The 12697-nt window shown below is 70.0% G+C and carries 13 protein-coding genes; 4 read left to right on the top strand and 9 right to left on the bottom strand.

Features of this window, described 5'->3' with window-relative positions; translation table 11 throughout:
- Positions 1 to 84: 84 nt before the first annotated feature.
- The 7 genes from CCN39_RS11495 to CCN39_RS11465 form a co-directional block, all read right to left on the bottom strand.
- Positions 85 to 510 carry a heat shock protein transcriptional repressor HspR gene (locus CCN39_RS11495; RefSeq protein ID WP_208630211.1) on the bottom strand — a complete coding sequence of 142 codons (426 nt, stop codon included), beginning with the start codon at positions 508 to 510 and terminating at the stop codon, positions 85 to 87.
- 5 nt (positions 511 to 515) lie between these two features.
- The gene (gene dnaJ / locus CCN39_RS11490) at positions 516 to 1685 is read right to left on the bottom strand and encodes a molecular chaperone DnaJ (RefSeq protein ID WP_086841133.1); all 1170 of its coding nucleotides are present in this window, start codon (positions 1683 to 1685) and stop codon (positions 516 to 518) included.
- Positions 1686 to 1721: 36 nt separating this feature from the next.
- Entirely contained in the window at positions 1722 to 2429 is a 708-nt protein-coding gene (grpE, locus tag CCN39_RS11485) for a nucleotide exchange factor GrpE (protein WP_086841131.1), read from the bottom strand.
- Positions 2426 to 4297: a molecular chaperone DnaK gene (dnaK, locus tag CCN39_RS11480; RefSeq protein ID WP_086841129.1), complete on the bottom strand. Its 1872-nt coding sequence runs from the start codon at positions 4295 to 4297 to the stop codon at positions 2426 to 2428. Before dnaK ends, grpE begins: the two co-directional genes overlap by 4 nt.
- A gap of 233 nt (positions 4298 to 4530) precedes the next feature.
- Positions 4531 to 5973, bottom strand: a complete 1443-nt coding sequence (locus tag CCN39_RS11475) for an alpha/beta hydrolase (protein ID WP_086841127.1) — start codon at positions 5971 to 5973, stop codon at positions 4531 to 4533.
- 66 nt (positions 5974 to 6039) lie between these two features.
- Positions 6040 to 6273 carry a hypothetical protein gene (locus CCN39_RS11470; RefSeq protein ID WP_143264013.1) on the bottom strand — a complete coding sequence of 78 codons (234 nt, stop codon included), beginning with the start codon at positions 6271 to 6273 and terminating at the stop codon, positions 6040 to 6042.
- A gap of 28 nt (positions 6274 to 6301) precedes the next feature.
- Complete coding sequence (locus tag CCN39_RS11465) at positions 6302 to 7072, bottom strand: DUF4097 family beta strand repeat-containing protein (RefSeq protein ID WP_086841123.1); 771 nt, start codon at positions 7070 to 7072, stop codon at positions 6302 to 6304.
- A gap of 174 nt (positions 7073 to 7246) precedes the next feature.
- Between CCN39_RS11465 and CCN39_RS11460 the strand changes: the two genes are divergently transcribed.
- The gene (locus CCN39_RS11460; RefSeq protein ID WP_086841122.1) at positions 7247 to 7780 is read left to right on the top strand and encodes a YbhB/YbcL family Raf kinase inhibitor-like protein; all 534 of its coding nucleotides are present in this window, start codon (positions 7247 to 7249) and stop codon (positions 7778 to 7780) included.
- A 26-nt stretch (positions 7781 to 7806) separates the two neighbouring features.
- On the opposite strand, the gene CCN39_RS11455 is transcribed toward CCN39_RS11460, so the two are convergent.
- Positions 7807 to 8241, bottom strand: coding sequence for a GNAT family N-acetyltransferase (locus tag CCN39_RS11455; RefSeq protein ID WP_086841120.1), 435 nt, complete (start codon positions 8239 to 8241; stop codon positions 7807 to 7809).
- A 21-nt stretch (positions 8242 to 8262) separates the two neighbouring features.
- Positions 8263 to 8823, bottom strand: a complete 561-nt coding sequence (locus tag CCN39_RS11450) for a TetR/AcrR family transcriptional regulator (RefSeq protein ID WP_167455037.1) — start codon at positions 8821 to 8823, stop codon at positions 8263 to 8265.
- A 157-nt stretch (positions 8824 to 8980) separates the two neighbouring features.
- Between CCN39_RS11450 and CCN39_RS11445 the strand changes: the two genes are divergently transcribed.
- The 3 genes from CCN39_RS11445 to CCN39_RS11435 all read left to right on the top strand — a co-directional run.
- Entirely contained in the window at positions 8981 to 11194 is a 2214-nt protein-coding gene (locus CCN39_RS11445; protein ID WP_086841117.1) for a (Fe-S)-binding protein, read from the top strand.
- A gap of 318 nt (positions 11195 to 11512) precedes the next feature.
- Positions 11513 to 11941 carry a DUF742 domain-containing protein gene (locus tag CCN39_RS11440; RefSeq protein ID WP_086841116.1) on the top strand — a complete coding sequence of 143 codons (429 nt, stop codon included), beginning with the start codon at positions 11513 to 11515 and terminating at the stop codon, positions 11939 to 11941.
- A gap of 17 nt (positions 11942 to 11958) precedes the next feature.
- Positions 11959 to 12697, top strand: a 739-nt coding sequence (locus CCN39_RS11435) for a cation diffusion facilitator family transporter (protein WP_086841114.1), incomplete at its 3' end; no start/stop codon positions are given.

Here is a 12697-nt window from a genome sequence, read left to right as displayed (position 1 = left end):
ATCCCCGGGGCGGCGGGCGAGCGCTGTCCCGGTACGCGCGAAGGCCTCCCCGGTCGCCCGGGGAGGCCTTCGCCGCGTTGGCCGTCAGCGGCGCTTGGGCCGCCAGACCACCAATGCCGTCTGCTGGTTGAGCGGGACCAGGTCCCGGCGGTAGGACGCGTGCGCCGCCGCCGTGGCCTGTTCCGCCGCCACGTACGCCGCGGCCAGTTCCTCCGTCAGCTCGGTGATCCGGGCCCGGAGCGCGTCGACCTGGTTCTCCAGCTCGATGATGCGCTTGATGCCGGCCAGGTTGACGCCGTCCTCCTGCGACAGGCGCTGGACCTCGCGCAGCAGCGCGATGTCCCGCATCGAGTAGCGCCGCCCGCCGCCGGGGGTGCGGCCCGGCGAGACCAGGCCCTGCCGGTCGTACGTGCGCAACGTCTGCGCGTGCATCCCGGCGAGCTGGGCCGCCACCGAGATGACGAACACCGGGGTCTCCTCGTCCCCTTCCTGGGGAATCCCGCCGAACACCACGCTCACCTACCTTGCAGCAGCTCGGTGATCTCGGGCCGGGGGTCGTGCCCGGCCATCGCCTCGGCGTACGCCTGCAGTGCCTCGCGCGCCTTGTCGTCCAGTTTTGCGGGAATCGCCGCCTGGAGGGTGACGAGCAGATCACCTTGCGAACCGTCGCGCTTGGCGATGCCCTTGCCGCGCACGCGCAGCACCCGTCCGCTCGCGGTGCCCGGCGGCACCTTGAGCGAGACCTTGCCTTCCAGCGTCGGCACCGTGATCGTGGTGCCGAGCGTCAGCTCCGTGAAGTCCACCGGGACGGTGATCGTCAGGTCGAGCCCCTTGCGCCCGAACAGCGCGTGCGGAGCCACGTGCACCCGGACGTACAGATCGCCCGCCTGCGCCCCGCCCCGGCCCGGCTCGCCCTGGCCGGCCAGCCGGATGCGCTGGTCGTCGTCGACGCCCGGCGGGATCCGGACGGTCAGCGTGCGCGTCCGCGTGCTGATGCCTTCGCCGCCGCACTCGGGGCACGGGTCGTCGATGATCGTCCCGCGGCCGCGGCAGTCGCGGCACGGCTCCGAGAACGCGAACGCGCCCTGGCTGCGGCTGACCAGCCCCGACCCGGAACAGGTCGGGCAGGTCCGCGGCGACGTCCCCGGCCGGGCGCCGTTGCCGCTGCACGTCGCACAGGTCGCCGGGCTCGACAGCCGCAGCGGCAGGGTCGCTCCCTTGACCGCCTCGGTGAAGTCGATCCGGACGTCCGTCTCGACGTCGGCACCGCGCTGCGGCCGGTTCGCCGTCGCGCCCGCCGACGACCGGCCCCGGCCGAAGATCCCGCCCAGGATGTCGCCGAGCCCGCCGAAACCGCCCTGCTGACCGGCGCCGGCCTGGCCGAAGATGTCGCCCATGTCGAAGCTGCCGCCACCGCCGCCACCGGGGAAGTTGAAGCCGCCCCCGCCGCCGAACAGTCGCCGCGCCTCGTCGTACTCCTTGCGCTTGCTCGCGTCGGAGAGCACGCCGTAGGCCTCGGAGACCGCCTTGAACTTCTGCTCCGCCTGCGCGTTGCCGGCGTTCGCGTCCGGGTGGTTCTCCTTGGCCAGCTTCCGGTAGGCCTTCTTGATTTCGTCCGCGGTGGCGTCGGAGGAGACGCCCAGTTCACGGTAGAAGTCCTTACCGATCCATTCCCGTGCACTCATCGGGCGCCTCCTCCTCCCACTTGAACCGGATAGTGCTTACTGCTGCTGCTCATCGACTCCGCCGCCGAGTGGCAGCTCGCCACCGACGGACGGGTCCCCCGGGGCCGCACCGGGCTCGTGGTCGGTCACGCCGACCAGCGCCGCCCGCAGTACGCGGTCCCCGAAGCGGTACCCGCGGCGCATGACCACGGTGACCGTCGGGCCCGCCACGTCCGGCGAGGTGTTGTGCTGCACGGCCTCGTGCACGCTCGGGTCGAAGGGCTCGCCCTCGGAGCCGAACGACTCCAGGCCCGCCCGCTGCAGGCCGCTGATCAGCTTGTCGCCGACGGCCTTGAACGCGCCGGTGAGGTCACCGTGCTGCTCCGCCCGCTCGAGGTCGTCGAGCAGCGGCAGCAGGTCGTTCACCACGGTCGCCTTCGCGCCGATCACGACCGCCTCGCGGTCACGCTCGACCCGCTTGCGGTAGTTGGCGTATTCGGCCTGCAGGCGCTGGAGGTCGGCGGTGCGCTCGGCCAGCTCCTTCTCCACGTCGGAGACGACCGACACCGAGTCGTCCACAATGGACTCACCCAGCGAGGGGCCCGCGTGCTCCACGGGCGCCTCGTCGGGGTCCGGCGCGGCGTGGGCCGGACCGGGCGGGCGAACCTGCCCGGTCTGGGGGTCCACCCGACGACGGTCCCGCACGACCACCGGCTCCTCGGGGCCTCGGCCCTGGTTCTCGGATTCGTCGTAGCTGTGCGTCACTTCTTCGGGTCCTCTTCGACGATCTCGGCGTCCACCACGTCATCGGCCTTGGCCTGGCCGCCGGCCGCACCGGCGTCGCCACCGGCCGCGCCCGAGGCACCGGCCGCACCGGCCGCCGCGTCGGCGTTCGCGTTCGCGTACAGGGCGGTGCCCAGCTCCTGCGAAGCGGCGTTCAGCTTCTCGATCGCCTCGCGGATCTTGGTCGAGTCCGTGCCCTTCAGCGACTCGTTGGCCTCGTCGATCGCCGACTTGACCTTGCCCTTGAGGTCCTCGGGCAGCTTGTCGTCGTTGTCCTTGACGAACTTCTCGGTCTGGTAGACCAGCGTCTCCGCCTGGTTGCGGGTCTCCGCTTCCTCGCGGCGCTTCTTGTCTTCCTCGGCGTGGGCCTCGGCGTCCTTGACCATGCGCTCGATGTCGTCCTTCGGCAGCGCGGAGCCACCGGTGATCGTCATCGACTGTTCCTTGTTCGTGCCCAGGTCCTTCGCGGTCACGTGCACGATGCCGTTGGCGTCGATGTCGAAGGTGACCTCGATCTGCGGCACGCCACGCGGGGCCGGCGGGAGACCGGTCAGCTCGAACATGCCGAGCTTCTTGTTGTGCGCGGCGATCTCGCGCTCACCCTGGAACACCTGGATCTGCACCGACGGCTGGTTGTCGTCCGCGGTGGAGAAGATCTCCGAGCGCTTGGTCGGGATCGTGGTGTTGCGCTCGATGAGCTTGGTGAACACGCCACCCTTGGTCTCGATGCCGAGCGACAGCGGCGTGACGTCCAGCAGCAGGACGTCCTTGACCTCGCCCTTGAGGACACCGGCCTGCAGCGCCGCGCCGACCGCGACGACCTCGTCCGGGTTCACGCCCTTGTTCGGCTCGCGGCCGCCGGTCAGCTCCTTGACCAGGTCCGACACGGCCGGCATGCGGGTGGAACCACCGACGAGCACGACGTGGTCGATGTCGCCGACGGCGATGCCCGCGTCCCGGATGACGTTGTTGAACGGGTTGCGGGTGCGCTCGAGCAGGTCCGCGGTGATCTTCTGGAACTCGGCGCGCGAAAGCGTCTCGTCGAGGAACAGCGGGTTCTTGTCCGCGTCCACGGTGATGTACGGCAGGTTGATGCTGGCCGAGTTCGAGCTGGACAGCTCGATCTTCGCCTTCTCCGCCGCCTCGCGGATGCGCTGCAGCGCCATCTTGTCCTTGGTCAGGTCGATGCCGTTCGTGGCCTTGAACTTGTCGACCAGCCACTTGACGATGCGCTCGTCCCAGTCGTCACCACCGAGGTGGTTGTCACCGGAGGTGGCGCGGACCTCGACGACGCCCTCGCCGATCTCCAGCAGCGAGACGTCGAAGGTGCCACCACCGAGGTCGAAGACCAGGATGGTCTGCTCCTTCTCGCCCTTGTCCAGGCCGTACGCCAGCGCGGCGGCGGTCGGCTCGTTGACGATGCGGAGCACGTTCAGGCCGGCGATCTGCCCGGCCTCCTTGGTGGCCTGCCGCTGGGCGTCCTCGAAGTACGCCGGGACGGTGATGACCGCGTCGGTGATCGTCTCGCCCAGGTACGCCTCGGCGTCGCGCTTCAGCTTCATCAGCACGCGCGCGCTGATCTCCTGGGAGGTGTAGTTCTTCCCGTCGATCTCGGTCTTCCAGTCGGTGCCGATGTGCCGCTTCACGGACCGAATCGTCCGGTCGACGTTCGTGACGGCCTGGTTCTTCGCCGGCTGGCCGGTCAGCACTTCACCGTTCTTGGCGAAGGCGACGATCGAAGGGGTGGTCCGGGAGCCTTCCGAGTTGGCGATGACCGTCGGCTCGCCGCCCTCAAGGACGGCGACGACCGAGTTGGTCGTGCCGAGGTCGATGCCGACCGCTCGCGCCATGGTGCTTCCTCCTGTGTACGGCTGCTATGTTCGTGACCTGCACGTTCGTCCCCGCCTTGAGCGAGGCCCTGGCAAGTTTTATCCGGCCTTCGCGCACTCCGTCAAGCCGGACTTGAGTCGACTGCGCTCAACCTCTGTACCCAGCCTAACGAGGCGCTCCGCGTTCTTGTTCCCGGGTCCGGCGACCGAGTGTGCCCGGATCGGCTGTGACGCCGCTCACCCGGCAGGCCGGCTCACCGGCAGACCGCCCCTCGACCAGGGACGACCCCGGTCACCAGGTACGCCACTTCGGCTGCCCGGGCGCAGGCGGAGTTGAACAGCCCCGTGTGGCCGTCGTCCGTGCGGGTGAGCAAGGCCGAGCCGTCGATGCTCGCCGCCAAGCCACGAGCCCACGCCAGCGGGGTTGCCGGGTCATGCGCGCCGCCGACGACCAGGATCGGCGGGGCCCCGTGCACCGGATGCGGCTGCGGCGGGTTCTTCGCCGGGACCGGCCAGCCCGTGCACCCGCCGGCGAAGTCCCAGTACTCCGAGTACCGCCAGCTGTGCGGCGCGGCCGCCCGCACCAGGCGGGCCATCCACCCCAGGTCCGCCGGCCCGGTGAACGGTGACGGGAAGTCGTGGCAGCCGATCGCCCGGTAGGCCCCGTAGATCGGGGACCGGAACTGGTTCCGCTCGGTCAGCCCCTTCGCGTCCGGGAACTCCCCGCCGGCCGCGGCCAGGTCCGTGCCCAGCGCCGGCCAGTCGCCCCGGAGGTAGAGGTGGCCGTACACACCCGCCGAGACCTCGTCGGCCGTCGCGGGACGGCCCAGGTCGCTCGACCAGATCGCGCCGCGCGCCGCCCTGGCCACGACGTCGTCGTAGAAGCGGAGGACGTCCTGGCTGTGCAGGGCGCAGCCGGCGGAGGCGCGGCACCAGTCCGCGAACCGGACCAGTGCGTCCTCGGTGGCCGCGGCCTCCTCGAGGATCGCCTGGTTCATCGGCCGCGCGTGGTCGATCGCGCCGTCGAGCACCATCGCCCGCACCCGGCCGGGGTGCTTCGACGCGTAGACCGCGCCCAGCTCGGTGCCGTAGGAGAGACCCAGCCACGAGATCTTCGGCTCGCCGAGCGCCGCCCGGATCGTCTCGATGTCCTCGGCCGCGCTCTGCGTGTCCGCGTTCGCCAGCAGCGGCCCGGTGCGGGCCAGGCAGTCCGCGCCCGCTTTCCGGTTGTGCGCGACCAGTGCGTCGAACCCCGCCCGCGTCGACGGGAACCGGTCCAGGGCCGGATCGAACAGCGTCGCCGCGTCGCAGGTGATGCGTGGCGTGCTGTACCAGTCGCCGCGCGGGTCGAACCCCACGACGTCGAAGCGCTGCCGCAGCTGCGCGAGCTCCGGCGAGGCCAGCCCGCCGAACTGCGCGAACCCGACACCGGAGCCGCCCGGCCCGCCCGGGTTCACCAGCAGCGAGCCGATCCGGCGGGACGGATCACGCGCGGGCAGCCGGGCCAGCGCGAGCTGGGCCGACCCCAGCTCCGGCCGCGTGCGATCGATCGGCACCTCGACCGTGGCGCACTCCGCCGACGGCTCCTGCTGCGTGGCGCACGGGCGCCAGGTGAGAGCCGACGCCGAAGCGACGGCCGGTACCGCCGCCATGACCACGACCGCCGCGAAGACCGCGGCGACCCGGCGCACGTCCATGATGTTCCTCCCCCTGCACACGCCGGCCTTCGGCGTGCTTCCTTCCTAACAGCGACCACCGACGGTTCAGGAGCGCCGGGCCGTCCAGGAGGAGAAGAAGAAATCGGGATTTCCTTGCTGCACAACGACTTCAGCCGGGGTACCGACCCAGGAAGTCACTCGATAGTGGGAATCCGCGGAGACCGGCACCCCCTGCGCCGGAGTTTCCGGCGGCGCGCCCCGCGTGAAACCGACGGCCCCGAACATCGCGACCGCCCCCAGCAGCGCGGCCACCAGCACGCGCCGTTCGATCCTGCCCATCGGAAATGCCCCCGTAGTAAGGAAAAGGTCAGGCCGCGCGGACCGTGACGCTGCCGCTCTCGGTCGTCAGGTCCAGCAGGTGCTGGGCCGAACTGTCGGTCGGGACGTCGAACTCGCGGTGGCCGCTCTCGCTGTTGCCCTCGACGCGGTACGGCCCGCCCGGCACGGCCAGCTCGATGCTGCCGCTGTCGGCGTGCACCTTCACGTCGTTCGCCTGGGCCAGCGTGAAGTCGACGCTGCCGCTGGAGGACGTCACGTCGACCCGGCCGCGCACGTCGCGACCGGTGATGCTGCCGGAATCGCTGTGCAGCTGGACCTCGCCGACGTCCCGCAGGTCGATCGAGCCGCTGTCCAGCCGCAGCCTCACCGCGCCGGAGACGTTCTCGACGCGAGCGTGCCCGGAATCGGCCTGAACGTCCACACTCGACACCCCGGCGATGTCCAGTCCACCCGAGTCGACGCTGCCCGTCACGGGTACTCCCGCGGGCACGACGACCTCGAAGTCGACCGTGCAGTTCGTGCCGCACGAGCCGAGCACCAGCCGGTCGCCGTCCATGCGGTGGAAGGGGCCCTCCGGCTTGCTCCGCCAGTTGTAGTGCACCTCTTCGCGCACCGTCGACGGCCCCGGGCCGGTGCGGATCTTCACCGAGCCCGAGTCGCCTTCCAGCTTCACGCTGCGGACGGCCTCCGGAACGGTGGCGGTGTTTTCGTAGTCCGCCCCCCAGCCCCACCCGAGCGCGGTCGCCAGGCCGACGCCGATCAGGACGATGCCACCCAGTGCGAGAAGCGGGCGCGCCATGGTCGTTGGTCCCCTCAGTGTTGTTTCCTCTGCGTGAGAAACGTTAGGACGGGGTGAGCGGGCCGTACATGGGGGTAACCCCCCGAAAGACCCTGAGATCCCGCCCTGAGACGCCGGGGCGGCGCCCGGGGCCTAACCTGGCGCAAGTCTCCAGTTCCATGATCAGGAGGATCCATGCCGCAAGCACCCGGCCCGTACGAATCCCTGCCCGACGTGCCGTCCTTCACCCTCCGCAGCAACGACGTCGCCGACGGCGAAACCCTGGCCACGCCCCACTTGTCCGGCATCTTCGGCGCCGGCGGCGAGGACCGGTCGCCGCACTTGGCGTGGGACGGCTTCCCGGCGGAGACGAAGAGCTTCGCGATCACCTGCTACGACCCGGACGCCCCGACCGGCAGCGGATTCTGGCACTGGGCGGTGTTCAACGTCCCGGTTTCGGTGACGGAGCTGGCGTCCGGCGCGGGTGACGGCTCCGGCCTCCCCGAAGGTGCGGTGACGCTGAAGGGTGACGGCGGGGTCAAGCAGTTCCTCGGCGCGGCGCCCCCGCCCGGGCACGGCCCGCACCGCTACTACTTCGCGGTGCACGCCCTCGACCTGGACAAGCTGGAGGTGCCGGAGGACGCGACCCCGGCGTTCCTCGGCTTCAACATGTTCGGGCACACCCTCGCCCGCGCGGTGATCACGCCGGTGTACGAGAACAAGGGCTGAGTTCCCGGCCGGGCCCGGCGCGGTGATCAGCTGAAGTTCGCCGCGTTGGGCCCCTCCCGCTCCAGGTAGTGCCCCCTGGTGTGCTCGGCGAAGCCGAACTGCCGGTACAGCCCGTGCGCGTCGGCGGTGTGCAGCATCCAGCGGAACTGCGCGCCGGGACCGTGGTCGATCATCTCCCGCACGATCTCCTTGCCGAGACCGCTGCCGCGGGCGGAGTCGACCACGAAGACGTCGGCGAGGTACGCGGACGAGACGCCGTCGGAGAACGCGCGGGCGAACCCGACCTGCTCGCCGCCGCGGTAGGCGCCGACGACCCGCCAGGAGCCGTCGATGGCGGCTTCGACCTGCTCACGGGTGCGCCAGCGGCCCCAGTAGGCCTCGGTGGAGAGGAACTTCCACACCACGTCGAGGTCCAGCCGCGCGCGGTCGTCGTCGAGTTCGAAGTCACCGAAGGTCCGCATGATCCGAAGCTAACCGAGGCGTCAACGCGGTTTCAGCAGGTAGTCCACCACCGGGCGCAGTTCGTCGGCCGACGGCGGCCCGTCGTCGATCAGGCCCTGGATGAGCAGCCCGTCGATGCCCGCGAGGAAGACCCGGAACGCCACTTCGTCGTCGTGCCGGACCATCGACGTCAGGACGTCCAGCCAGCGCCGCGCGGCCGGGCGCAGCTCGGGCTTCCGCGCAGCCAGCAGGTACAGCTCGTACTCCGCCATCGTGCGGCCGCGCCGCGGCCCGAGCGCCTCGGCCAGCAGGGCCGCGACCTCCTCGGCGCCGCGGGACCCGCGGGAGCGCGCCCGGTCGATCATCCAGTAGACCTCGGTCGCCATGTCGCGGGCGCACGAGATGAGCGTCGCGACCAGCAGGTCGTCCAGCGACGAGAAGTGGTAGGTCGTCGACGTCGTCGGAACGCCGGCCTCGGCCGCGACCGTCCGGTGCGTGACGCCCGCGACGCCGTCGCGCTCGATGATCCGCAACGTGGCCTCGATGAGTTCGGCGCGCCGCTTCTCACCGCGGGCCTTCCGGCCGTCCACTTGCAGCTTCACCATAGGGTGAAAACTACCTGAACGATCGTCCCGAAACAAAGAGCGACGTACACCACATCGGTGGGACTTAGGGCGCCTCAACGGGTTACTCATCAGTAAGGACGGTTAGTCTCCCGGCACCACCACAGTTTTGAACCGGACGAAAGGCACCCGAACGATGGGCGCTCTGCAACTGACGCTCGGCGGGCTCTCCGTCGTGCTCGGCCTCGTCGCCTGGGGCATGTTCGCCGCGACGATCGCCCGTTTCGTGCGGGTGATCCGCCTCGGGCAGCCCGACTCGACGCGCAACGGGCCCTTCATGCCCCGCATGAAGACGCTGATCAAGGAGTTCGCCGCGCACACGCGGATGAACCGCAAGCGCAGCGTCGGGCCCGCCCACTGGCTGGTCATGTGGGGCTTCCTGCTCGGCTCGCTGGCCCTGTTCGAGGCCTACGGCGAGGTCTTCGTCCCGACCTGGGGCTGGCCGATCCTCGACGACTTCCCGCCGTTCCAGCTGCTCATGGAGCTGCTCGGGCTCGGCACGATCGTCGGCATCCTGGTGCTGATGGCGATCCGCCAGCGCAACCACCCGCGCCGCGCCGACCGCCAGAGCCGGTTCCAGGGCTCCAACTTCAAGTGGGCGTACTTCATCGAGGCCGTCGTCCTGATCGAGGGCATCGGCATCATCGGCGTCCGCGCCGCGAAGGCCGCGCTCGGCGCGCACGAGACGCCGACCTGGGCCGCTTTCGTCTCGAACCCGATCGGCCAGCTGCTGCCGGCCAGCCCGAACCTGGTGACGGTGTTCGCGTTCGTCAAGCTGATGAGCGCCACGGTCTGGCTGATCGTCGTCGCGCGCACGATGACCATGGGCATCGCGTGGCACCGCTTCAGCGCCTTCTTCAACATCTACTTCAAGCGCGAGGCCGACGGCGGCGTCGCCCTGGGCGCGCTCAAGCCGATGATGAGCGGCGGCAAGGTCCTCGACCTCGAGGAAGCCGACCCCGACGAGGACACCTTCGGCGTCGGCAAGATCGAGGACTTCAGCTGGAAGGGCTGGCTGGACTTCTCGACGTGCACCGAGTGCGGCCGCTGCCAGGAGCAGTGCCCCGCGTGGAACACGGGCAAGCCGCTGTCGCCGAAGCTGGTCATCACGCAGCTGCGGGACCACGCCTACGCGAAGGCGCCGTACCTGCTGGCCGGCGGCAAGCGGGACATGGCGGGCGACGAGATCGGCCTGTCCGGCGACAACATGTACGCCGGGATCGACGTCCTCGCGATCGCCGAGTCGCAGAAGGCGCTGATCGGCGACGACGGCGGTGTCATCGACCCCGACGTCCTGTGGTCCTGCACCAGCTGCGGCGCCTGCGTCGAGCAGTGCCCGGTCGACATCGAGCACGTCGACCACATCGTCGACATGCGCCGCTACCAGGTGATGATCGAGTCGTCGTTCCCCAGCGAGCTGAACGGCATGTTCAAGAACCTGGAGAACAAGGGCAACCCGTGGGGCCAGAACGCCAAGGACCGGCTGGCCTGGACCGAGGACCTCGACTTCGAGGTGCCGGTGTTCGACGGCGACCTGGGCGACACGGAGTACCTGTTCTGGGTCGGCTGCGCCGGCGCGTTCGAGGACCGCGCGAAGAAGACGACGCGCGCGGTCGCGGAGCTGCTGCACATGGCGGGCGTCAAGTACACGGTGCTCGGCTCGGAGGAGTCCTGCACCGGTGACCCGGCCCGCCGCGCCGGCAACGAGTTCCTGTTCCAGATGCTGGCCCAGCAGAACGTCGAGGTGCTGAACTCGGTGTTCGAGGGCCGCGAGCGCAAGGCCCGCAAGGTCGTCGTGACCTGCGCGCACTGCTTCAACACCCTCGCCAACGAGTACCCGGAGCTGGGCGGCCAGTTCGATGTCGTGCACCACACGCAGCTGCTGAACCGCCTGGTTCGCGAGAAGCAGCTGGTGCCGGTGGCGCCGGTCGCCGAGGACGTCACCTACCACGACCCGTGCTACCTCGGCCGCCACAACAAGGTGTACGAGGCGCCGCGCGAGCTCGTCGGCGCGACCGGTGCGCAGCTGCGCGAGATGCCGCGGCACGGCGACAAGTCGATGTGCTGCGGCGCCGGCGGCGCGCGGATGTGGATGGAAGAGAAGATCGGCAAGCGGATCAACGTCGAGCGCGTCGACGAGGCGCTCGGCACCGCGCCCTCGAAGATCGCCACCGGCTGCCCGTTCTGCAAGGTGATGCTGAACGACGGCCTGACCGCGCGCCAGAGCGACGGCACCGCGAGCGAGAAGGTCGAGATCGTCGACGTCGCGCAGATGCTGCTCGAGTCGGTCAAGCGCAAGCCGGAACCGAAGCCGATCGCGCTCGGAGCGCCGTCACTCGCGGAGGAGTGACACATTTCCCGAGAACGCACGGCCCCGGTCAGCACGCCTGACCGGGGCCGTTTTCGTGATCGGAAAGATTGGTGATCTCGTAGCCATTCCGCTACCCGTTGTCACAGGTTTGTCCTGTCCGCCAGGCTCGCTAGCTGGGACTTCGTGAAAGTAATCGTTTTCTTGAAAAATGTTCATGATAATCACCGAAATGGCCCATCAGGTTAAGGAGAAACGACGGCCTGAACCCTGGACAAGCGGCGTATCCTGGCCTTTCCTCGCCGCCGCCGTTGCCAGCGAGGGCACCTTTGACGATCACAGAAACAGGGGGCGGCTCGGATGGCCGAGGACCGGCGGACCACTACGACCGGCCGACACGCACTCCACCCCCTTCCGGACGAGCGGCCCGCGGCCGACTACGTCCCCATCCAGCGCACCCTCGTGCGCCCGTACGTCCTCACGCGCGGCCGGACGCAGTCACGGCGGCACCTCGCGATCGAAGCGATGGTCTCGACGCGAGCCGGGGCGCACTGGGACGGCGCCCGGCTGACCGGCGAGTTCCGCTCGGTGCACTCCCTGTGCCTGCACCCGCGTTCGGTCGCCGAGGTCGCGGCCACGCTGAGCGTGCCGCTCGGCGTCGTGCGCGTCCTGCTGGACGACATGGCCGAGCAGGGCCTGGTCACCATCCACGACAGCCGGACCGGCACCGACGGCCGTCCCGCGATGGCGCTCATGGAACGCGTTCTGAACGGCCTGCAGCGCCTCTGAGCACTACGCTCACCAGGGTGAGCGAGGAACCCGGGAACTCCGGCGGCGAAAGCACCCTGACCGTCCTGCTCGCCGGTGGGGTGAACCTGGCGATCGCCATCATGAAGCTGATCGCGGGCATCATCACCGGCTCGGGCGCGATGCTGTCCGAAGCGGCGCACTCGGTGGCCGACACGATCACCGAAGTCCTGCTGCTGACCGCGTTGAAGCGCTCGGAGCGGCCGGCCGACCGCGTGCACCCCTTCGGCTACGGCAAGGAGCGGTACTTCTGGTCGCTGCTCGCGGCCGTCTCGATCTTCGCCTCGGGCGCGATGTTCGCGCTCTACGAGGGTGTCTCGACGCTGTTAGGGCACGGCGAGACGCAGAGCACGTCGTTGCTCAGCTACATCGTCCTCGCCGTGGCGTTCCTGCTCGAGAGCACGTCGTGGCTGCAGGCGGTGCGCCAGGTCGTCCGGGAGTCCCGGGCGGAGAACCGCTCGCTGTGGACGTACCTGCGGCTCATCGACGACCCGACGCCGAAGACCGTCCTGTTCGAGGACTCGGCCGCGCTGGTCGGCCTGCTGCTCGCGTTCGGCGGCATCGGGCTGCACCAGCTCACCGGGTCCGAGGTCTGGGACGGCATCGCGTCGATCGCCATTGGCCTGCTGCTCGCCTGCGTCGCCTACCTGCTCGGCCGCACCAACCGCGGCCTGCTCGTGGGGCGCCAGGCCGACCCGGCCATCGTCCGCGGCGTCCGTGACCACCTGACCGCCGCGC

It is taken from the genome of Amycolatopsis kentuckyensis (assembly GCF_002155975.1).
GTDB lineage: Bacteria > Actinomycetota > Actinomycetes > Mycobacteriales > Pseudonocardiaceae > Amycolatopsis > Amycolatopsis kentuckyensis.
This window is presented reverse-complemented; position numbering and strand designations above follow the sequence as displayed.